Here is a 20,963-nt window from a genome sequence, read left to right as displayed (position 1 = left end):
TTAGCCTACCTTTCCCATTAGATAAACAACGGTAAAAATGAATACCCATACAACATCGACAAAGTGCCAATATAGAGCAAACAAATAATATTTTGGAGCATTAGATAATGTAATCCCTCTGTTCCAGTTTCTTGCTAACAATGTTGTGATCCAAAGAATTCCAAACAATACGTGTGCTCCGTGGAAACCTACTAACGTATAGAAAGCTGAACCAAACGCAGAGCTTGTAAACGTATGTCCTTCGTGAACATAATGTATGAACTCATAAATCTCTAGACCTAAGAATCCAAGACCTAATAATAATGTTACGAGGAACCAGCCTTGCAATGAACGTACTTTGTTCTGCTTTAAAGAAAGTACTGCGTACACACTCGTAAGTGAACTAGTTAGTAGCAGCATTGTAGCTAGAAATACTAATGGCAGTGAAAATAGTTCTGCCCCAGAAGGGCCGTCTAAATGCATATTTCTAAGACCAAGATATGTTCCAAAAAGCGTTGCAAATAATACCGTTTCTCCACCAAGGAATAACCAGAATCCTAAAAATTTGTTCTTACCTTCAAGGGTAGCTTTTTCAGGATGAGCAGGGAAATTCGCATCTGTTAAACGTTCTCCAGCATTCATTAAGCTCTACCCCCTTTAATGTCTGCTTCAACTTCTTCTTTATGAATATGATACCCGTGATCATCAATAATAGAACGTAAGAACATGGTGATCAATACAAGCCCTAGACCTGCTCCTGCTACGTACCAGTTCGAGTAGATAAAACCAAAACCAGAAATGAACATTCCTAAAGATAAAATAAACGGCAGGATCGATCCATTCGGCATATGAATTTCTCCTACAGGTTCTGCAGGTGTCATTTCTCCATTACCAGCTGTCTTCTCAACATACAATGCATCTAGACCACGTACTAGTGGTGTTTGAGCGAAATTGTATTCTGGTGTTGGAACTGGCATAGCCCATTCTAGAGTACGGCCATCCCATGGATCTTTTGTTGTTGCATATTTAGATGATGCAGAAATGATGATGTTGATTAAAAGTACAATGGTACCTGCACCCATAAGAATCGCACCGATCGTACTTACAAAGTTTGCTCCATCAAGATCTTGTCCAGACATATATGTATAAACACGTCTAGGCATACCCATTAGTCCTAACCAGTGCTGAGGGAAGAACGTTAAATGGAAACCGATAAAGAACAACCAGAAATTCCACTTACCAAGTGTTTCATTCAATACGCGGTTAAACATTCTAGGGTACCAATAGTATAACCCTGAGAACAATCCTAAAATCAAACCACCAACGATTACATAATGGAAGTGAGCTACTACGAAATAACTGTCATGATATTGGTAGTCAGCAGCAGGTACAGAAAGCATTACCCCAGTAACTCCACCCATTACGAAAGTTGGAACAAATCCAACTGCGAAAAGCATAGCTGTAGAGAAACGAATCTGTCCGCCCCACATCGTGAAGATCCAGTTAAAGATCTTAACACCAGTTGGAATCGCGATTGCCATAGTTGCTACAGCAAAGATTGAGTTTGCTACAGGTCCTAAACCAACAGTGAACATGTGGTGAACCCAAACCATGAATCCTAAGAATCCGATAAGCACTGTTGCAAATACCATTGCGCTATAACCAAACAAGCGCTTATTTGAGAATGTAGAAATAACTTCAGAGATAATACCGAATGCTGGAAGAATTAAGATATATACTTCCGGGTGACCAAAAATCCAGAAAATGTGTTCCCAGATCAAAATGTTACCACCCATATCTGGATTAAAGAAATTAGCATCAAATACACGTTCGAACATCAGTAAGAAGAAGCCTACTGTAAGTGCAGGGAATGCGAAAAGAATAAGCCCAGAAGTAACAAATGAAGCCCATGTGAACAATGGCATACGCATAAATGTCATACCAGGTGCACGCATGTTGATAATCGTTACAAGGAAGTTAATTCCTCCTGCAAGAGTACCAGCTCCGGCAATTTGAAGACCAAGTACATAAAAGTCAACACCTGTATCTTCTGCTACAGTTGATAGCGGAGCATATGCTGTCCATCCAGCTTCAGGAGCTCCGCCTAAGAACCAACTTAAGTTCAATAGCACTCCTCCGAAGAAGAATAGCCAGAACCCGACTGCGTTTACATAAGGAAACGCTACGTCACGAGCTCCTAACTGTAAAGGAACGATCGCATTCATGAAACCAAAGATAATCGGCATGGCTGCCAAGAAGATCATCGTTGTTCCATGCATCGTTAATAATTGATTATAAAGTTCACCAGTGAAAATCTTGCTGTCTGGTTCCATAAGTTGAATACGCATTAAAACTGCTTCAAGTCCTCCGATTAAGAAGAAGAAGCCACCAGCCAAAAGATACAGAATACCGATCTTTTTATGGTCAACGGTAGTGAGCCAATCCATTAACCCACTTCTCTTTTTGTGACTTTCGTGAGTTGCCACGGTGTAACCTCCTTTTTTGCAATGCTTAAGACTATTTCAATTTAAGACCTAACAAGTAATCCGAAACGGCATCAATTTCCTCGTCAGAAAGATTTACTTTAGGCATGTTGTTGCCTGGTTTAACTTCTTGAGGGTCCTTGATCCACTTTTTCAGATTTTCTTTATCATGTTCTAAGATACCTGCTACACGGTCTTTATCCCCAAAACCAGTTAAGCTAGGTCCTGTGTTCCCGCCGTTTTGTCCAACAGCGTGACAAGATAAACAGTTCTTTTCAAAGACTTGTTGTCCATCAGCATTAGCAGAAGATTTGTCGTCAGCCGCTTTATAGCCCGCAACCCAGTTCTTGTAGTCTTCTTTAGAAACAACTCTTACTTTAAAGTCCATCAAAGCATGGGATGCACCACAAAGTTCAGCACACTTCCCTTTGTACACTACGTCTGTCTGACTTCCCGTATCAAACCACATATAGTTCTTGTTTTTATCACCAGGGTTTGTATCTGTCTTACCAGCTAGTGAAGGAATCCAGAATGAGTGAATAACATCAGCAGAAGATAATTCAACGTGTACTTTCGTATCTGCCGGAAGAACCAATTCCTGAGAAGTGATCAATTCTTCTTTCGGATACTCAAACTCCCACCAATATTGGTGTCCAGTAACCTTTATGCTTAACTCGTTCTTTGAAGCTGGTTTTGCATCTGCAGAGAATTCAAACGTTCTCATAACAGTTGGTACAGCTAAGATAATAAGCAAAAGAATTGGAATAACTGTCCATAATAGTTCAAGCATGTGGTTACCTTCCACTTGCTTAGGTGTAGAATTGTCACCTTTTTTCTTTCTAAACTTCAATAATACGAATGCATAAAGAACGAAAACTACCACCAGAACCAGAATCATAATACTAATAGAGATCAGCATCAGCTGGAACTGTTTGTCAGCAACTTCACCTTGCGGAATCAAAGTTGATAGAGTCGGATCTCCGCACCCCATCAAAAGAAGAGCCAACATGGCAAATAAGGAAAGAAAACGCCCTTTTTGTAGCCATTTTTTCATCACTACATATACCCCACTTTCTCGTTGTAGTCTGTTTTGACTGAATGTTCTATCTATTCAATTCAAATAAATATGTTATTTGAATGGAAATAGCAAAAGTAGATCTTACGAAAAATTTAAACTTTTTTCTTTATATAACAGGTTCACTCTTAAGAGTGATTACAAACGATCAGCCTTCATCTATACTTTTTTTATGAAAGCCCTTTTATGTAAAGGCGATTATAGGAACAGCACGATCGCGCTGTTCCAGTATAAAATCTATATGTTCACTAAGATCATCGCAACAAACATAATGGTCATATAATTCAACGAATAAACGAACATCATACGAGCCCATTTCATGTCATCCTTTGTCTTTAAGCCTGATAATGCTAGAATCAGCCAACCTGTTCCTAACACAGCAGCCAAGATCAAGTAGACGATACCAAATTCGAACAGGTAAAGAGACACAGGAAGTAATGCAGCTACATACCAGATCATCTGACGCTTCGTTAATGCGAAGCCAGATACAACAGGAAGCATCGGAATTCCCGCTTTTCGATAATCTTCACATCTTTTCATCGCAAGTGCCAAAAAATGTGGCGGTTGCCATAAAAACATGATTAAGAATAAAATCCATGTCACCCAATGAAGGTTAGCATCTACAGCTGCCCAACCGATTAAAGGCGGTACTGCCCCAGATATTCCCCCAACAACGGTATTAATAGAATGAGTTCGTTTCAGCCACATCGTGTAAACGACAACATATACGAAAAGTCCGATCAACCCCATTACCGCTGCCGTTAAGGTAGTCATCGCAAGCATAACTGTTCCGATTGCGGAAAGACTAATACCTACCCAAAGTACTTGATTCGCACTGATCCTGCCCGTAACTGTCGGGCGCTCAATGGTACGCTCCATCAGCTGGTCTATATCTCTATCAATATAGTTATTCAAGCAGCAGCCACCAGCGATAACTAGTGCAGCACCCAGAATACAAAGAACTAAAGCACCAATCTTGTCAGAGAACAAATGATTGTTATATTTTAAAGCTAGAAAGAATCCAGCAAATGTTGTAATCAAGTTACTCATAACGATCCCGAGCTTCGCGATGGTCAAAAAATCTTTCCAGGTGCCTGTAGGGTTCGCTTCAGATAGAGGTCCGGGTTCCATTACTTTGTTAGCGACTTCATATGCAGTTGGAGTTTTGCTCAACAGATACACCTCCTTTTAGAGTAAAATGTTCCAAATCTTGCTTTTGCTGTTATTTAAGCCCTCATTCATTCTATATGGGCTTGACTCTAAAATCAACGGTAAAAAAATGTCTTCATCTGTTCACAATATGTAAAGTAGAACGTTTTACCTATATGATAGGATAGTGATATATAAAGAAAATGTCCTCTAACATTATAAAACAAATATAGTGCTTTGTATACTTCGACTAATATAGACAGTATCTTATATTATTTGTACGATGTGGGTGTCTGTAATACTTGTTGAAAATATTACAAATTTGTGAACGGTTATAGGACAAAAAAAGCAGGTGATTGATTTGAAAAGATTTTATCAAATTTATTCTATTATTACTTCACTAGGTATGTTGCTCGTATTACTGATGGGAGCTGTTGTAACAAAAACTGGCTCAGGTGACGGATGCGGTAACTCATGGCCTCTCTGTTATGGAGAAATCTTACCTACTGCACCAAAACTTGAAACCATTATTGAAGTAAGTCATCGGTTTGTATCAGCATGGCTTGGGCTGCTCGTTATCATACTCGCGATTTGGGCTTGGAGACGAGAACCAAATAGAAAAGAAATAAAGATATTAGCTGGATCAGCTGTATTCTTTATTATCCTTCAAGGACTTTTAGGAGCCGCTGCAGTAATTTGGAGTCAATCTTCAGCCGTTCTTGCATCTCATTTCGGCTTTTCACTAGTTTCGTTCGCGAGCGTTCTCTTGATAGCGATTCTTTCTTTTGAAGATCCTGATCGTCCATTTATTGCAAAAGTATCACCCGCATTTAAAAAGAACATCTATTGGTTATTCGCTTATCTGTATGCTGTTGTATACACGGGTGCGCTCGTAAGGCATACAGGTTCGAGCATGGGCTGTGGTCCGGAGTTCCCTTTATGTAACGGAACCATATTCGCAACGATAGGATCTCAAGCAAGCATTCATCTGTTGCACCGAATTGCAGCTATCGTCCTGTTTATTTGGATCGTATATGCTTGGTATCATGCTCGAAAATACTATAGCGATCAAAAAGTAGTAACAAAAGGATTTCATTTCGCTCTACTTTTCGTCATTCTCCAAGGTGTATCTGGAGCATTGATCGTTTATTCCAACTTAAATTTATTCGTGGCCCTTGGTCATGGATTGATCATTTCCTTCTTGTTTGGAACGCTGAGCTACTTAGCGTTAATCGTCTATCGAAAGTAAATCAAAAAAACCAAGGTGCACGTTTTGCACCTTGGTTTTTTTATTTTTACTTAATCAATTCAATCAACAGATCCCCAGCAGCGATTCCTTCTCCGTTTTGAACAGAGATCTCTTTAACGGTTCCATCGAAAGGAGCTTGAACGGTTGTTTCCATCTTCATGGCTTCAGTTATCATCAGATGATCACCTTTTTTAACCTTTTCTCCTTGTTCAACTAGAACCTTGATCACCGTTCCTGGCATACTTGCACCAATTTGGGATGGGTTCGAAGGATCTACTTTTTGTTTTGCAAATACGGTTACTTTTGCACTTTCATCGATTACTACGATCTCACGCGATTGACCGTTAAGTTCAAAGTAAAGTACTCTAGATCCATCATTCTGTGCTTCACCGATTGAAACGAGCTTCACGATTAAAGTCTTACCTTGTTCAATTTCGACTTCAATCTCTTCCCCTAGCTTCATTCCATAAAAGAATGTTGGCGTATCGAGAACTGAGATATCACCGAATTGTGAATACATCTTTTCACGATCTAAGAATACTTTTGGATATAGCGCATACGCCAAAACATCAAAACTTGTTACTTGGCGATTGATCTTATGGAATAACGTTTCCTTAATGTCATTAAAATCAGCAGCTTCTAAAAGCTCCCCTGGCCGCTCTGAAAAAGGTTCTCTTCCTTTTAAGATGATACGCTGCAACTCTTTAGGAAAACCTTCGTACGGCTGCCCCAGGTACCCTTGAAAGAATTCTACAACAGAGTCAGGAAAATCTAATGAATCTCCTCGATCATAAACATCATCTTCCGTTAAGTTGTTCTGAACCATATATAGAGCCATGTCACCTACAACTTTTGAAGATGGTGTAACTTTAACCACATCGCCAAACATATCATTCACTCTACGATACATCTGTTTGACTTCATCCCAGCGGTCTCCAAGACCGACTGCCTTTGCTTGCTGCTGAAGATTACTAAACTGCCCACCTGGCATCTCATGCTCGTAAACTTCCGGATCTGGTGCAGCCGAATTGCTTTCGAACCCTGAGTAATATTTTCTGATATCTTCCCAATAAGAAGATAGATCTTTAACATGATCAATGTTTAAATCTGGCTGTCTTTCGTTCCCTGCTAACGCGTAGTAGAGTGAATTTGCACTAGGCTGAGATGTCTGACCCGCCATAGAACTTACAGCAACGTCTACGATATCAACACCTGCTTCAGCTGCTTTTGCGTAAGTATAGATTCCGTTACCACTCGTGTCATGCGTATGAAGATGGATCGGAATTTCGACCGCTTGCTTCAGCGCTGATACTAAGTCATAAGCAGCTTGAGGTTTTAATAGTCCTGCCATATCTTTAATAGCTAGTATATGTGCTCCTTCCGCTTCAAGTTCTTTCGCGAGATTCACATAATATTTCAGATCATATTTCGTACGGTTCGGGTCTAAAATATCTCCTGTATAGCAGATGGCTGCTTCGGCAATTTTTCCTGTCTCACGAACAGCTCTGATTGCCACTTTCATTCCTTCCACCCAGTTTAGGCTATCAAAGATTCGGAACACATCGATTCCTGCCATTGCTGACTTTTTAACGAACTCTTCAACGACATTATCTGGATAGTTTTTGTAACCTACTGCGTTTGAAGCTCTAAGTAACATTTGAAACAACACGTTCGGAGCTTTTTCTCTCAGCTTAATCAAGCGGTCCCATGGATCTTCATTAAGGAAACGATAAGAAACATCAAACGTTGCTCCTCCCCACATTTCAAGTGAGAACATTTCTGGCCATAATCTTGCGGTCGGTTCAGCAATGTGCAAAAGGTCATTCGTACGAACGCGAGTTGCTAGCAATGATTGGTGACCATCTCGGAAGGTTGTATCCGTAAGTAAGAGTTTCTTTTGATCCTTTATCCAGCGAGACACAGCTTCTGGCCCCTCAGCGTCTAACAATTGCTTCGTTCCATTCGGAATCGGTTCTGAGTGCTTTATTTTTGGAATACGAGGTTTAGCAAAATTAGGTTTCTCCTGCTTAGCAAGTCCCGGGAAACCATTAATTGTTGTTGCACCAATATAGGAAAGCATCTTCGTTCCTCTATCTTTACGCTTAGGAAAGACGAAGAGTTCACTGCTTGTATCAATGAAAGAAGTATCATAATCACCTGATAAAAACTTCTGGTGTGTTACAACGTTCTCAAGGAAAGCAATATTTGTTTTAATCCCACGAATACGAAACTCTTTTAAGTTTCTTAACATTTTAGATGCTGCTTGCTCATAAGATAAAGCCCACGTAGACACTTTAACGAGTAAAGAATCATAGAAAGGAGTGATAATCGCACCTTGGAATCCATTACCAGCATCCAATCGAACTCCAAAACCTCCACCTGAACGATACGCCATGATCTTACCAGTGTCAGGCATGAACTGATTAGAAGGATCTTCTGTCGTTACTCGCGATTGGATCGCATAGCCATGACAATAAATATCTTCTTGCTTTGGAATTCCAATCTCTTTTCCATGCAACGGGTATCCTTCTGCGATAAGGATTTGCGATTGGACAATATCGATTCCAGTGACCATCTCAGTAATCGTGTGCTCCACCTGAACGCGCGGATTTACTTCTATGAAATAAAATTTGCCGTCTGGCGTTACTAGATACTCAACGGTACCTGCATTGATATACCCTACATGCTCCATCAACGATACAGCTGATTTACAGATATCATGACGAAGCTCATCAGATAGCGAGACGCTTGGTGCAACTTCGACTACTTTTTGGTGCCTTCTTTGTACAGAACAGTCACGCTCATATAAATGCACTAAGTTCCCTTCATGATCTCCGAGTATTTGTACTTCAATATGTTTTGGGTTTTCTACAAATTTTTCAACATATACTTCATCTTTACCAAACGCGGCTTTTGCTTCTGATTTAGCACGATCGTAACTTTCTGCAAGGGAGTTTTCACTTCTGACGATACGCATTCCGCGTCCACCGCCACCCATAGATGCCTTGATGATGATTGGAAAACCATTACTTAGAGCAAAGTCTCTCACTTCTGAAAGACTGTTAACAGGTCCATCACTACCTGGAATTACTGGAATGTTAGCATCAATAGCAGCTTGTCTAGCTTTAACCTTATCCCCGAATACATCAAGATGTTTTTCGTTCGGTCCTATAAAAATGATGCCTTCTTCACTACAGCGTTCTGCAAATTCCTTGTTCTCTGATAAAAAACCATATCCAGGATGAACTGCGTCGATACCATTTGCTTTTGCAATTTCGATAATACCTTCAATATCCAGATAAGCATCGATCGGTTTCTTTCCTTCGCCTACTAGATAAGCCTCATCCGCTTTATAACGATGATAAGATCCCGTATCTTCTTTCGAATAAATAGCTACTGTTCGTATATCTAGTTCGGTACAAGCTCTGAAAATCCGAATTGCAATTTCCCCACGATTTGCTACTAAGACTTTGCTGATTTTTCTACTCATACAAGTTCCTCTCCTTTTACCGTTACATGATAGCTTTTATCTTTCTGTTTACTTCGGGCTTTTTATCTGGGACTTTCTTGTTCAGATTTACTTTTGCAGAAATATTTATAAGAATCCCCATCGATGTTAGAAACAAAAGAAGGGATGAGCCCCCATACGAAATAAATGGTAACGGAACACCAGTAATCGGCAATAACCCTACTGCTGCACCTAGATTGACCACTGTTTGAATACCTATCATTCCAGCGATACCAAAAGCTAATAAGCTTGAATATGTATCATTACTTTGCATACCTATATAAAATCCTTTTAAAACGATATACCCTAACAAGGCGATGATCAAAAATACTCCAATAAAACCTAGTTCTTCGGCGATGATGGCAATTATAAAATCTGTATGTGGTTCTGGGAGGAATCCATATTTCTGAATACTCTCACCTAGACCTGATCCTGTCATTCCACCCGCAGCGATAGAAATATATCCATTAACGAGCTGATAACCGTCGCCCGCAGGATTTTTGAAGGGTGCATAAGCTGCATCGAAACGAGAAAGTTGTTCTGGGGTTAAACGAAGGAATATACCTAACCCTACGATACCCGCTAAAGCTGCCATTGAAAAAATATGTTTAAACTTTATACCTGAACAGAACAGAATAACTCCAGCAACACCTGAAACGATAATGCCTGTCCCTAAATCTGGCTGTCTCAATATCAATAGAAACATGATGGCGAAAATCGTTAGTGGAGGGATGACTCCTTTTTTGAAATCTTGCATCTTCCCTTGTTTCTTTGAATAGATTGCCGCTAAGTAGATAGCTAGTGTTAGCTTAATAAATTCAGCAGGCTGAATACCGATCGGACCTATGTATAGCCAACTTTTTGCATTGTTCACTTCTCGTCCGAACAATAAGACAAATATCAATATGAGAATTGAAAAGACGACGATAGGCATCATTAACTTTTTGTAGATTTGTATATTGAACCTCATGGTAAAATACATGAGTCCTATCCCAACTAGCAGAAAGACAAGTTGTCTCGAAAAGAAAAAGCTACTGCTGTAATCGTATTTATTGATCGTTACCCCTATACTCGCGCTGTAGATCATGACTAATCCAGCACTGCACAATAATAGTACGGCTACTATCAAAGAATAGTCATAGGGTCTTACTGCTTTTTTCACGTTGTTCACCTTTCTCCTCTCTTCTGAAGTCTTGAAACTGCATCTTTATAATTATTAGATATTGTATCACATAAACCTTTTTTATTTATGATACAACACTACAGCTTCAGCTTCTTATACTATTTCGAAGGTTTTATCTTGTTTTTGAATAGGCTTTAACCTACAGAATAGTTGCTTTTCATTTTCATAGTCATCTTTGAACAGTTGTGTGGAGTGGAAGGTGGGTGACTACCACATTAGAAACTTCTTGTAAGCCCTCAGACAAAGAAGCTTACTGCGAACACATCATGATGAAGACATAGTAGCAAGAGTGACTTCCTTAAGACGACAGGACCAAAAGCCCAAAAGCAATAAAATTTACGAAAACAGCCTATTATTAAAATACAAACTTAGTTATATATATAAAAAAATCCAGTCCAATTTACATTCTCGGACTGGGTGTCGATCATTTTTTCATTGAGGCATCGTGCAAAGCAGTTAACTGCTTTTCAAGTGATTCTAATAATTTCTTACCTGCTTCTTCTTCGACCAGGTTTAAACGGACTGCAAAATCTATTTCACGGGATAAACCAAACATTTGCGTATCCAATACTTCCTCATAGAGGGGACATTGTGGCATTGTTAAGTTTTCCATTTGAACTTCAATTAGTTTCAGGATTTTGTCTGCATCTGCTTTTAATAGTTCAAATGCCCTTTCCCGATGTCCAGTTGCCATCTCAGCTGACAATGATCATCCCTCCGTTCGACACGATTTCTACCTTTAAATATAAAGGTTTGCATAAAAAAAATCAACATATTACAGTATTCTTATAATCGTGCTATGCTTTTTATAGCGTTTTCAAATTCAAGGAGGTTTATATGGAGTTCATCGTTGCATTAAACGGAAAAGTAAACTATCCCCTTACATTAGATCCAGGAGTATGGATTTTTGATGATAGAAAAGAGGATTTACACACATTGTTCGATTTAGATAAATCGAAGGAAAACGAGCAAGAAAAATACTTAAAAGAAGTGTCTGCACATTGGGACCGCGAATTACAAGAGGGTGCCGTTCCCCCTTCAGAGCAAGAGCAAAAGAAAAAAAGTTCAAAAACCACTTTAAAAGAAACATTATTATCAAGTTCATTTGCAATTTCTCTATCCTATTTTATCTATAATGCACAACCGCTCCCTGACGCAGAAAAAGTTAGGCTTGAGTCAGGGGACGGTAGCGTTGAGATCACACTTGAGGAAGCACAAAACGGATACTTTGCTTTTTCTAACAGTGGAAAACCGCTAAAAGAAGACGGCCCTGTACATTTTTATTTTGGTGATGGTCGCAACAAAGAAAATCCGATCAAACACATTTCAGCAGTAACGATTCTTTAATTGAAAATGTAGACAGCTCATAATTGGGCTGTCTTTTTTAATGACCATACAACTTTATAATAGATCTGCAGCAATCTGAGCTAGCGATGAACGTTCTCCTTTTTCTAAGCGAACATGCCCACTCAATGCTTGATCTTTAAATTTCTCTACTACATACGTTAATCCGTTAGTAAATTCATCTAAATACGGATGATCGATCTGTTGAGGATCTCCTAAGAGAACGATCTTACTGCCTTCTCCGACACGTGTTAAAATGGTCTTTACTTCATGCTTCGTTAAATTTTGCGCTTCATCTATGATGATAAATTGGTCCGGCAAACTTCTTCCTCGAATATAAGTCAGTGCTTCAACATGAATTGAACCGATACCAGCTAAAATCTTTTCCAGTTCACCTGATTTTTTTGTATTAAATAAATATTCTAAGTTGTCATAGACAGGTTGCATCCACGGTTTTAATTTTTCTTCTTTTTCCCCTGGCAGATAGCCGATATCTTTTCCGACCGGAACGATCGGTCGAGCAATAAAGAGCTTGATATAATCTTTCAAATCCTCTGTTTGAAGAAGTGCTGCAGCGAGCGTTATCAGTGTTTTTCCAGTTCCAGCTTTACCGATCAGAGTTACGAGTGGCAAATCTTTTCTGAGAAGTAACTCAAACGCCATCTTTTGCTGAACATTTCTTGCTCGAATTCCCCATATTTGTTCTGAATCATATCGAAGCGGCTTTAATGTCTTTCCGAATTCATCAACTTTTCCAAGAGCAGAAACCGAAGATCTGAACACATCCTTTAAGATTACAAATTGGTGAGGATGAAATGAGTGACCTGTCAACTCGATCAGTTGAAGTTCATTTTTTTCATAAAATTTATTCAACAGATCACCTTGTACATAAATTTCTTTATAGCCTGTGTACGTTTGATCATTCTTGTCTATAACGCGATCGCTCAGAAAATCTTCAGCTTCTATTCCAAGTGCGTCAGCTTTTACTCGGACGAGCACATCTTTTGAAACAAGTATAACTTTTATTCCGCTTTTCTTCTCTTCTTCTTCTTGTTTTAGGTTTAAGGTAACTGCCAGTATTCGGTTATCGTTTGTTTGTTCAACAAAGGTTTCCTGAAGCCTTTTAAAGGATTTATGGTTGAGTTCTACTCGAAGGGTACCTCCATTTTCTAGAGGAACTCCTTTATGAAGCTGTCCTTTTTGTCTGACTCTATCAATCAAACGAGAAACCTCACGTGCATTTCTTCCAATTTCGTCCATATAACGTTTCTTTGAATCCACTTCTTCTAACACGACTGCAGGAATGATCACTTCACTATCTCCAAAGGATTGTATGGAGTATGGATCCTGCAACAGCACGTTCGTATCTAGGACGTATCGTTTATTCAACATTCAGCCTCCTGACTTAATGTGTTCTAGTCATTGTTCATTTAGCGTCTTTATGGACTGCCTATTAAAAATGTATGTACAAAGGAATAAAGTTAGAAGAATGTACAAAAAATAAGGAAAATGAACTGGAAGGATGAATGTCATTGAAAATATTTCGTATCGTAGCCGTTCTTAGTGCTATATTCGTACTTTTTGGCTGCATGAACAATAATAATGATAACGCTCAAAATGACCAAAACACTCCGAGGCTTACTAAAGTCAACCAAACTGCAAATAGTAAGAAGCCTCACCAGCCAAAAGGATCTCAAGAAATATCGAGACACCTTGTAGGTCTCGCAACAGGTATTCCAGGCGTTGAAGATGCAACTGCAGTAGTATTAGGCCCATATGCAGTAGTAGGGATAGATGTAGATCGCAAGCTTGATAATTCAAAGGTTGGTTCTATAAAGTATTCTGTAGCAGAATCTCTAAAAAACGATCCAAATGGAAAGAATGCACTCGTTACAGCTGATCCTGATACGGTAGAAAGACTTCGTCAGATGGGCAAACAAATCCGACAAGGTCATCCAATCGGCGGAATTATGAAGGAGCTTGCAGGGATCGTTGGACGTCTGATGCCACAAGTACCTCACAGTATACAAACGAAAAAGCCGTCTCCAACAGAAACAAACGATAGTCAATTATCAGAAAGAGAACAACAAGAGCTTAAAAACCAACAACAAAAACAAGAAAAATCAGATAAAAATCAGCCTCAACGATTGAATGAAACGTGATTTTTTGAGATATGTAAAAAAGACTCATAGCGCCTTAGCTCATGAGTCTTTTTTACACTTGTTAAACACAGATGTTTTGTCGAAAATCGGATAAAAAATTTTATACTCGTAATTAATCAGAATTACCTCGTAATTAAGACTGCTTTCTACGGATAAAATACAAATTACCTCGTAAAAAACGATATGTGTTCGCTAAAGAAAGACACTCGGTTAATTTTGTTCACCCCAGGGTTACGTACATTGCTTTTTATCAAAAACGATCCGTTACATTACTCTCTACTCGCATCCCAAGCATCGTTCGTTTAATTTTCCAATTTCTTTATGGTATACTATTTGAAAGAGGTGAAATACGATGCGTGTAAAATGCGTATTATGTGATACGATCGAAGTAATTGAAAATGAATGCTCACTTGCAAAAAAATTAAGAAACCGTCCCATACACACGTTTATGTGCGAATCTTGCAGAGAACGCATAACGCGAAAAACCGCTCAGCGTGAAGCTACAGGTAATTTCACATTATATCGAAGTCCGGATACAAACAATGATTGGTAATAACATAAGAATTATTTCATGGATTTTATTTGGTTCCCTTGCCGGCATTCTGCTGGCTTGTTTTTTTTACGTTCCAGAAGTGTTATTTGGATTGAATCTTTACACATTCTTATTAAATATTGATTTCCTGCCTCTTCCTGATTCCGTTATCTATAATGAACCTTTTCAATTTGTTCTTCATATTATCATAGCGATCATTTTGATTGCATTCGTAGATCTGTTCTGCAGAATTTATTATCATCCCTATCAGATTTCGTTAATCATAAATGTGATCATGTCTTTTACATTTTTTCCTCTGTACCACCTAGCTGTTGAAAAGCCATTCTCAGCCCCACTAACCTTACCTTTTATCATTTGGCTGCTCGGCCATATACTCTTCGCGATAATCATAGCTTATTTTGTTACACTCCTACACAAAAAAAAGGAGTACTGATTATCAGTACTCCTCGTTAAATCTTGGTTCACTTTGAATTCCTTCATATAAAGCATCGATACTATCGATAAAAAACTTTTCGGAGTTTTCAATGCCGTTAACTTCATACAAAACGACATAAAACGGACCTGAAGTCGATACAGTAGAGATGTTTACATGATGATCCTCTGTGAGAATCTCAGTAAAAAACTCAAAAGTCTCCTTAGCTGCTTGGTCTCGGGGTCTCTCTTCATGTACTTTCTTAATGCTCAACCAATTGGATAGAGCGTCAACAAGTTGCATAATGAACCCCCAATCAGCTTTTTTCTTTCTTGCTCTGATGAAGCCGGACTTTATAGATGATCAAGATGAGTGCGGCTACCATCAAACCTTCAGCAACAGGCAAACCGATGCCGAAAAATGCTAGTGGCAGACATCCGATAATCAAAAACAAATAGATGACTATCGCTTTTAGCGGCGGCAGTTTTTTTGCAAAACCTAACTTAAAAACAACGATACTTAACACTGTTATGATGAGATACAACAGCAGAAAAGCTCTGACAGGGTCGTTTTCAATTCCTAGCAGCAATGCCATGGAGGATGAATCTTCCCCTGTCGCTTTCATGATTTCTTGTTCCTCCACGATTCCCACTCCCGATCGTTTTGTTAAGAAATACGTTTAGCCTTGAGCAAGTTTCTTTTTCTTTTCTACTCTTTCACGCTCGTTCTTATCAAGTACTTTTTTACGAAGACGAATGCTTTCAGGTGTTACTTCACAATACTCGTCATCGTTCAAGTATTCTAACGCTTCTTCTAATGACATGATACGAGGCTTCTTCATGCTAACCGTTTGGTCTTTGTTCGCAGAACGCATATTTGTCATCTGCTTCACTTTTACGATGTTAACCGTAATATCATTCTCACGAGTGTGTTCCCCAACGATCATACCCGTGTATACTTCTGTTCCTGGCTCAATAAAGATCGTACCACGGTCTTCAACACCCATGATTCCGTATTGAGATGCTTTTCCGTTTTCCATTGAAACCAGTACACCTTGACGACGTCCACCAACGTTTCCAGCAACCATAGGCTGATAGCTGTCGAACGTGTGGTTTAAGATTCCGTATCCGCGTGTTTGTGTTAAGAATTCAGTCGTATAACCGATCAAACCACGAGCAGGTACCATGAACTCAAGACGCACTTGACCAGAACCGTTGTTCACCATGTTCTTCATTTCACCTTTACGGTCTCCTAAAGATTCCATGATCGCACCTGTGTACTCTTCAGGAATGTCAATTTGAACATGTTCAACTGGCTCACATTTAACGCCATCAATTTCACGAACGATTACTTCTGGCTTTGATACTTGAAGTTCAAATCCTTCACGGCGAAGGTTTTCAATCAAGATTGAAAGGTGAAGTTCACCACGACCAGAAACTGTCCAAACATCTGGAGAATCCGTGTTTTCAACACGAAGACTTACATCAGTTTCAAGCTCAGACATTAAGCGCTCTTCAATTTTACGGCTTGTTACATATTTTCCTTCACGACCAGCGAACGGTGAGTTGTTAACTAAGAAAGTCATCTTCAATGTTGGCTCATCGATACGAAGAACAGGAAGTGCTTCTTCTTGACCTTCAGGACAAACTGTTTCCCCAACGTTGATCTCTTCCATTCCAGATACAGCGATTAAGTCTCCAGCTTTTGCTTCATTGATCTCAATACGTTTCAAACCTAAGAAACCAAACAGCTTTGTAACACGGAACTTTTTAACTGATCCATCAAGCTTCATTAATGAAACGGCTTGACCAACTTTAATCGTTCCACGGAATACACGACCAATACCGATACGTCCAAGGTAGTCGTTGTAATCAAGCATCGTAACTTGGAACTGAAGTGGCTCAGCGCTGTTATCTTCTGGAGCAGGAATCGTGTCAATAATTGTATCAAGAAGAGCTGTCATATCTTCATCTTGCTTGCTAGGATCCATTGAAGCTGTTCCTTTAAGCGCAGATGCATAAACAACAGGGAATTCTAATTGATCTTCTTCAGCACCTAGTTCAATGAATAGATCGATTACTTCGTCTACTACTTCTTCTGGGCGTGCAAAGTCACGGTCAATTTTGTTTACAACTACGATTGGCGTTAACTTTTGCTCTAGCGCTTTTTTCAAAACAAAACGCGTTTGCGGCATACAACCTTCATATGCATCTACAACAAGTAGAACACCATCAACCATTTTCATGATACGTTCTACTTCACCACCGAAATCGGCATGTCCTGGAGTGTCCATGATGTTAATGCGTTTCTCGTTATAATTAATCGCTGTATTTTTAGCTAGAATTGTAATTCCACGCTCACGTTCTAAAGCATTGGAATCCATAGCACGTTCATTAACTTGTTCATTGTCACGGAAAGTTCCTGACTGATGTAGCAATTTGTCCACCAATGTCGTTTTACCATGGTCAACGTGGGCAATAATTGCTATATTGCGTAAATCATCTCTTCTATTCAAGTGTATTCTCTCCTTATATCCTATCTCTTTTTCTTATCATTTTTTGTTCAACTTGACTATTATATCACAAATTTACAGAAAGGCTTTTTCTTTTTATGTAAATTCGGTACACTTATACAGTATAGACAAGTTTTTGGCTTGGAGGTCATCATGAATATCATTTTCTTTTTTATAGCTCTACTAACGGCATTTGCAATATGTGGCATTGGAATAGCTATTGGTGAAAAAAGCTGGTTGATCTTTCTTATATCGACCGTTTCTGTATTTTTTCTTATGGGATACGGGTTTACTCTTAAAAAGAAGCAAAGAGAACGTTCCTAATCGGACGTTCTCTTTTTTGCGTTGCGCTTTATAATAAGTGGTCTAATATTTCTTTATGCAACCCTGGCTTTGCAGCGAGAATACTGTTTTGTTCAAGAAGCTGTACAGGTTCTCCATCCGTTCTGCTTACAATCCCACCTACTTCATTTAAAAGAATTAAACCTGCTGCGAAATCCCACGGGGAAAGTCGAAGTGTCATATAGGCATCGAGTCTTCCTGATGCAACATAAGCAAGTTCAATTGCAGCAGAGCCGTATGATCGAGTCCCTCTAGATTTTCTGATGATCTGTTGGACATGCTCGTGATTGATTCGTCTGTTCGGACCCGCCCACGTTGCATTAACACCAACAACAGATTCTGATAAAGTGACTTCCTCTAATTTCGGTAATTTCTTATCGTTTAAATAAGCACCTTCACCATCTTTAGCAAAATAAAGGTTACTTCCCTCCACATCATATATCAATCCTAGTTTTCCGATTCCATCTTCATAAACTCCAATTGAAATCGCAAAATTAGCTTGTTGATGGATAAAATTTGTTGTGCCATCGATCGGGTCAATAATCCAAATGACACCATTGGAATTCCCTTTTATCTCATCTCCAAAGCCTTCTTCCCCAAGTACTTTATGGTCTGGGAAGGTTTGTTGTATCTTATTAATAAAAAATTTCTCAATACTCTTATCCATATCCGTGACTAGATCTGCGATATGAGATTTATATGTAATCGTTAATGTGCTCTGAAAAGAATCTTTTAAGAGCTGTGCGGCTTCAAGTGTCCATGTCTTCATGTGTTTCTCTATGGTTATCATTTCTTCGTTCGTCATGTTTTCACTCCTTACCTTTACTATAGTATAAGGCAATTTCATTCTCTTCACAAAAAAACGAACCATCCGTTCATGATGGATTCGTTTTTGTTATCCGCTATCAGCTTGGATCATGCTTCTAATCTCACGAGCTCCAGCCTTAATCGTTCGAGCTTACGCTTCGATTCGTTGATCTGTTTTTGATCTTTCGCTTTTAAAGCATCAAACAAAGTAGCTAGTTCATAATCAATCTCAAGTTTTAATACTGGAATTCTTCTTTCTGCATCCGTTCTTTTTAAAGTGTTCATTACTTGTTTCATTTCACGGGCACATCCTTTCTTTTCGTTTTCTTCTTTTCTTCATTTTATGAAGCAACCATGTATATGGAAACGGCACTTTGCGGAATCTAATGCAAACATTTTTTTATAAAGCTTTTCGTATGGTAAAATTCTTTGTAGCACTTGATCATCAGGAGGATTTTTCAAATGACATTTAACGGATTTAATGATTCAGACTTCAATGTTTTCCAAACGCAAGGTCTTGATGAGCGTATGGAGCAAATCATCAGCCAGATTCGGCCAAAACTTGAGTCCTTAGGTAATAAATATGCAGAAGAACTTACTGTTCTTACTGGAGAAGAAATGTTCTTTCATGTAGCAAAACATGCAAGAAGGACTGTAAATCCTCCAAAGGATACTTGGGTAGCCTTTGCACCTAACAAAAGAGGATATAAAATGTTGCCACATTTTCAAATAGGACTTTGGGAATCACATGTATTTCTGTGGTTCGCGCTCATTTACGAAGCACCAATAAAGAATGCATATGGCCAATTGATCCTTAAGAACCTAAACAAGATTAAGAAGAACATACCTAACGATTTCGTATGGTCTGATGATCATATGAAGCCGGATAGTTTTCCACATCGTGAGGTTAAAAAGGAACGACTAGAAGAAATGGCAAGCCGTCTTAGCACTGTGAAAAAAGCTGAATTGCTTTGTGGCGTTCGCATTGAAAGAGACGAAGCGTCAAACATGAGTGAGAATGACTGGTACGAACGAATTGATGAAACGTTTAAGACGCTTTTACCCCTATACGAATTAAAGAAAAAACTGTAATGAAAAAAAGTGGCAGGAAGCAGAGAATACGCTGCTTCTTACCACTAGTATATTGCCGTACAACAGAAATGTATGGGTAAGTATCATCATTGTTAGAAAAGTGTTAGAATAGGTTGTTTAATCTTTGTTTAATGGTTTCAGCTTCCGTATTCATCCTATTGAATAATTCTTCTACTGAAGGTATATCTTTAATCCTTCCGATAATTTGTCCAGCCCACCCAAAGCCTTCTCCACTTTTTCCTTCATAAATAAATTTTTGATTGGCCGCACCACTAATGTAATCCTTTATTTGATCGTACGTTCCACCCATACCTTCTTCTTTTAAAATGTTGAGTGTGAAATCTGTTCTGAGCGTTCTGCCGGGGGCCCCTAGCGTTCTTTTAATAACCACCGTATCTAGTTCTGAACTTTCAACTACAAGTTTTTTATATGCTGAATGTGCATGAACACATTCTTTTGTAGCTATAAATCTTGTACCCATCTCAACACCTTCCGCTCCTAGAGCCAGCGCTGCCATCAGTCCTTTTCCATCCCCGATTCCTCCAGAGGCGATTACTGGGATCGAAACATTTTCAACTACTCCAGGAATTAACACAATTGTACCCGTGTCATCCTTTCCGATATGGCCACCGCCTTCTTGACCTACCGCCATTACAGCATCCGCGCCTAATTGTTCTGCTTTTATAGCTTGTCTGACACTTGATACAAGGACTAATGTTTGAATACCTGTATCTCTTAGTCGCTCTAATACTGGTGCTGGATTGCCTCCCGTTACACTGATTACCTTTACACCTTCTTCAATTGCAGTCTCAAGCATGTCTTCATATGGCCTACCATGCTGTCCGATTGCAAAATTAACTCCAAAAGGGTTTGAGGTTAATTTTTTTGTCTTCTGAATTTCAGACTTTAATGACTTTGAATCTGCTAATGACATAGCTGTAATCTGACCTAAACCACCCGCGTTAGAAACGGCTGAAGCAAGTTCAGAATATGCCAGATATGCGAGCCCTCCTTGAATAATTGGAAACTTAATTTGTAATAGTTCTGTTAGTCTAGTGTTCAACTCATTTCCTCCTTGAAAATTAAATCATTTACTTACATCTTCATGCATTT

General features: G+C 39.0%; 21 protein-coding genes. 7 read left to right on the top strand and 14 right to left on the bottom strand.

Going from position 1 to position 20,963, the window contains the following annotated elements; translation table 11 throughout:
- The 4 genes from IHV10_RS05170 to cyoE form a co-directional block, all read right to left on the bottom strand.
- A complete protein-coding gene (locus tag IHV10_RS05170) occupies window positions 1-621 on the bottom strand; it encodes a cytochrome c oxidase subunit 3 (RefSeq protein ID WP_144700988.1) in 621 nt (206 codons plus the stop codon).
- Window positions 621-2,465, bottom strand: coding sequence for a cytochrome c oxidase subunit I (ctaD, locus tag IHV10_RS05165; RefSeq protein WP_332873631.1), 1,845 nt, complete (start codon window positions 2,463-2,465; stop codon window positions 621-623). Before ctaD ends, IHV10_RS05170 begins: the two co-directional genes overlap by 1 nt.
- A 31-nt stretch (window positions 2,466-2,496) precedes the next feature.
- A complete protein-coding gene (coxB, locus tag IHV10_RS05160; protein WP_137789773.1) occupies window positions 2,497-3,516 on the bottom strand; it encodes a cytochrome c oxidase subunit II in 1,020 nt (339 codons plus the stop codon).
- Window positions 3,517-3,774: 258 nt separating this feature from the next.
- Entirely contained in the window at window positions 3,775-4,668 is an 894-nt protein-coding gene (gene cyoE / locus IHV10_RS05155) for a heme o synthase (RefSeq protein WP_197128208.1), read from the bottom strand.
- Between the two features lie 379 nt (window positions 4,669-5,047).
- Here cyoE and IHV10_RS05150 point away from each other — a divergent pair, with 379 nt between their 5' ends.
- Window positions 5,048-5,935, top strand: a complete 888-nt coding sequence (locus IHV10_RS05150) for a COX15/CtaA family protein (protein ID WP_231619419.1) — start codon at window positions 5,048-5,050, stop codon at window positions 5,933-5,935.
- A gap of 46 nt (window positions 5,936-5,981) precedes the next feature.
- Here the strand turns inward: IHV10_RS05150 and pyc are convergent, their stop codons facing one another.
- The 3 genes from pyc to IHV10_RS05135 all read right to left on the bottom strand — a co-directional run bounded on the left by pyc (window position 5,982) and on the right by IHV10_RS05135 (window position 11,320).
- A complete protein-coding gene (gene pyc / locus IHV10_RS05145; protein WP_197127620.1) occupies window positions 5,982-9,425 on the bottom strand; it encodes a pyruvate carboxylase in 3,444 nt (1,147 codons plus the stop codon).
- A 22-nt stretch (window positions 9,426-9,447) separates the two neighbouring features.
- Window positions 9,448-10,614 carry a putative lipid II flippase FtsW gene (gene ftsW, locus IHV10_RS05140; RefSeq protein WP_197127619.1) on the bottom strand — a complete coding sequence of 389 codons (1,167 nt, stop codon included), beginning with the start codon at window positions 10,612-10,614 and terminating at the stop codon, window positions 9,448-9,450.
- A 436-nt stretch (window positions 10,615-11,050) separates the two neighbouring features.
- Window positions 11,051-11,320 (bottom strand): YlaN family protein, encoded by a 270-nt coding sequence (locus IHV10_RS05135; RefSeq protein WP_370568668.1) that lies wholly within the window; start codon window positions 11,318-11,320, stop codon window positions 11,051-11,053.
- Window positions 11,321-11,463: 143 nt separating this feature from the next.
- Between IHV10_RS05135 and IHV10_RS05130 the strand changes: the two genes are divergently transcribed.
- Window positions 11,464-11,973: a peptidyl-prolyl cis-trans isomerase gene (locus IHV10_RS05130; protein WP_197127617.1), complete on the top strand. Its 510-nt coding sequence runs from the start codon at window positions 11,464-11,466 to the stop codon at window positions 11,971-11,973.
- Window positions 11,974-12,027: 54 nt separating this feature from the next.
- Here IHV10_RS05130 and IHV10_RS05125 read toward each other — a convergent pair whose 3' ends face one another.
- Window positions 12,028-13,362 carry a PhoH family protein gene (locus IHV10_RS05125; RefSeq protein ID WP_197127616.1) on the bottom strand — a complete coding sequence of 445 codons (1,335 nt, stop codon included), beginning with the start codon at window positions 13,360-13,362 and terminating at the stop codon, window positions 12,028-12,030.
- A gap of 140 nt (window positions 13,363-13,502) precedes the next feature.
- Between IHV10_RS05125 and IHV10_RS05120 the strand changes: the two genes are divergently transcribed.
- The 3 genes from IHV10_RS05120 (at window position 13,503) to IHV10_RS05110 (ending at window position 15,118) form a co-directional block, all read left to right on the top strand.
- Window positions 13,503-14,132: a YhcN/YlaJ family sporulation lipoprotein gene (locus IHV10_RS05120; protein ID WP_231618130.1), complete on the top strand. Its 630-nt coding sequence runs from the start codon at window positions 13,503-13,505 to the stop codon at window positions 14,130-14,132.
- 352 nt (window positions 14,133-14,484) lie between these two features.
- Entirely contained in the window at window positions 14,485-14,685 is a 201-nt protein-coding gene (locus IHV10_RS05115) for a YlaI family protein (RefSeq protein WP_197127614.1), read from the top strand.
- A complete protein-coding gene (locus IHV10_RS05110; RefSeq protein WP_197127613.1) occupies window positions 14,675-15,118 on the top strand; it encodes a hypothetical protein in 444 nt (147 codons plus the stop codon). The genes IHV10_RS05115 and IHV10_RS05110 overlap by 11 nt, the downstream gene beginning before the upstream one ends.
- Window positions 15,119-15,121: 3 nt before the next feature.
- On the opposite strand, the gene IHV10_RS05105 is transcribed toward IHV10_RS05110, so the two are convergent.
- The 3 genes from IHV10_RS05105 to typA all read right to left on the bottom strand — a co-directional run bounded on the left by IHV10_RS05105 (window position 15,122) and on the right by typA (window position 17,612).
- Window positions 15,122-15,400 (bottom strand): hypothetical protein, encoded by a 279-nt coding sequence (locus tag IHV10_RS05105; protein ID WP_197127612.1) that lies wholly within the window; start codon window positions 15,398-15,400, stop codon window positions 15,122-15,124.
- Window positions 15,401-15,413: 13 nt separating this feature from the next.
- On the bottom strand, window positions 15,414-15,692 hold the full coding sequence (locus IHV10_RS05100) for a YlaH-like family protein (RefSeq protein ID WP_231619466.1): 279 nt from the start codon (window positions 15,690-15,692) through the stop codon (window positions 15,414-15,416).
- Between the two features lie 84 nt (window positions 15,693-15,776).
- Window positions 15,777-17,612: a translational GTPase TypA gene (gene typA / locus IHV10_RS05095; RefSeq protein WP_191755268.1), complete on the bottom strand. Its 1,836-nt coding sequence runs from the start codon at window positions 17,610-17,612 to the stop codon at window positions 15,777-15,779.
- Between the two features lie 150 nt (window positions 17,613-17,762).
- Here typA and IHV10_RS05090 point away from each other — a divergent pair, with 150 nt between their 5' ends.
- Complete coding sequence (locus IHV10_RS05090; protein WP_231618129.1) at window positions 17,763-17,933, top strand: DUF5325 family protein; 171 nt, start codon at window positions 17,763-17,765, stop codon at window positions 17,931-17,933.
- Between the two features lie 28 nt (window positions 17,934-17,961).
- On the opposite strand, the gene IHV10_RS05085 is transcribed toward IHV10_RS05090, so the two are convergent.
- Window positions 17,962-18,756 carry an inositol monophosphatase family protein gene (locus tag IHV10_RS05085; protein WP_197127611.1) on the bottom strand — a complete coding sequence of 265 codons (795 nt, stop codon included), beginning with the start codon at window positions 18,754-18,756 and terminating at the stop codon, window positions 17,962-17,964.
- A gap of 110 nt (window positions 18,757-18,866) precedes the next feature.
- Window positions 18,867-19,055, bottom strand: coding sequence for a hypothetical protein (locus tag IHV10_RS05080; RefSeq protein ID WP_066393326.1), 189 nt, complete (start codon window positions 19,053-19,055; stop codon window positions 18,867-18,869).
- Between the two features lie 165 nt (window positions 19,056-19,220).
- Between IHV10_RS05080 and IHV10_RS05075 the strand changes: the two genes are divergently transcribed.
- Window positions 19,221-19,850: a YktB family protein gene (locus IHV10_RS05075; RefSeq protein ID WP_197127610.1), complete on the top strand. Its 630-nt coding sequence runs from the start codon at window positions 19,221-19,223 to the stop codon at window positions 19,848-19,850.
- A gap of 103 nt (window positions 19,851-19,953) precedes the next feature.
- Here IHV10_RS05075 and IHV10_RS05070 read toward each other — a convergent pair whose 3' ends face one another.
- Entirely contained in the window at window positions 19,954-20,913 is a 960-nt protein-coding gene (locus tag IHV10_RS05070; RefSeq protein WP_197127609.1) for an NAD(P)H-dependent flavin oxidoreductase, read from the bottom strand.
- Between the last annotated feature and the right edge of the window lie 50 nt (window positions 20,914-20,963).

Origin of the sequence: Fictibacillus sp. 5RED26 (genome assembly GCF_015903895.1) — a bacterium.
Taxonomy (GTDB): Bacteria; Bacillota; Bacilli; order Bacillales; family Fictibacillaceae; genus Fictibacillus; species Fictibacillus phosphorivorans.
The sequence above is the reverse complement of the archived record's forward strand: the minus strand, read 5'-3'. Positions and strand labels throughout refer to the sequence as shown.

Coding starts and splice junctions, on each gene's coding strand:
- IHV10_RS05170 (WP_144700988.1), bottom strand. CDS start 621: ATGAATGCTGGAGAACGTTTAACAGATGCGAATTTCCCTGCTCATCCT.
- coxB (WP_137789773.1), bottom strand. CDS start 3,516: ATGAAAAAATGGCTACAAAAAGGGCGTTTTCTTTCCTTATTTGCCATG.
- cyoE (WP_197128208.1), bottom strand. CDS start 4,668: ATGGAACCCGGACCTCTATCTGAAGCGAACCCTACAGGCACCTGGAAA.
- pyc (WP_197127620.1), bottom strand. CDS start 9,425: ATGAGTAGAAAAATCAGCAAAGTCTTAGTAGCAAATCGTGGGGAAATT.
- IHV10_RS05135 (WP_370568668.1), bottom strand. CDS start 11,320: ATGGCAACTGGACATCGGGAAAGGGCATTTGAACTATTAAAAGCAGAT.
- IHV10_RS05130 (WP_197127617.1), top strand. CDS start 11,464: ATGGAGTTCATCGTTGCATTAAACGGAAAAGTAAACTATCCCCTTACA.
- IHV10_RS05125 (WP_197127616.1), bottom strand. CDS start 13,362: ATGTTGAATAAACGATACGTCCTAGATACGAACGTGCTGTTGCAGGAT.
- IHV10_RS05115 (WP_197127614.1), top strand. CDS start 14,485: ATGCGTGTAAAATGCGTATTATGTGATACGATCGAAGTAATTGAAAAT.
- IHV10_RS05110 (WP_197127613.1), top strand. CDS start 14,675: ATGATTGGTAATAACATAAGAATTATTTCATGGATTTTATTTGGTTCC.
- IHV10_RS05105 (WP_197127612.1), bottom strand. CDS start 15,400: ATGCAACTTGTTGACGCTCTATCCAATTGGTTGAGCATTAAGAAAGTA.
- IHV10_RS05100 (WP_231619466.1), bottom strand. CDS start 15,692: ATGGCATTGCTGCTAGGAATTGAAAACGACCCTGTCAGAGCTTTTCTG.
- IHV10_RS05090 (WP_231618129.1), top strand. CDS start 17,763: ATGAATATCATTTTCTTTTTTATAGCTCTACTAACGGCATTTGCAATA.
- IHV10_RS05085 (WP_197127611.1), bottom strand. CDS start 18,756: ATGACGAACGAAGAAATGATAACCATAGAGAAACACATGAAGACATGG.
- IHV10_RS05080 (WP_066393326.1), bottom strand. CDS start 19,055: ATGAAACAAGTAATGAACACTTTAAAAAGAACGGATGCAGAAAGAAGA.
- IHV10_RS05075 (WP_197127610.1), top strand. CDS start 19,221: ATGACATTTAACGGATTTAATGATTCAGACTTCAATGTTTTCCAAACG.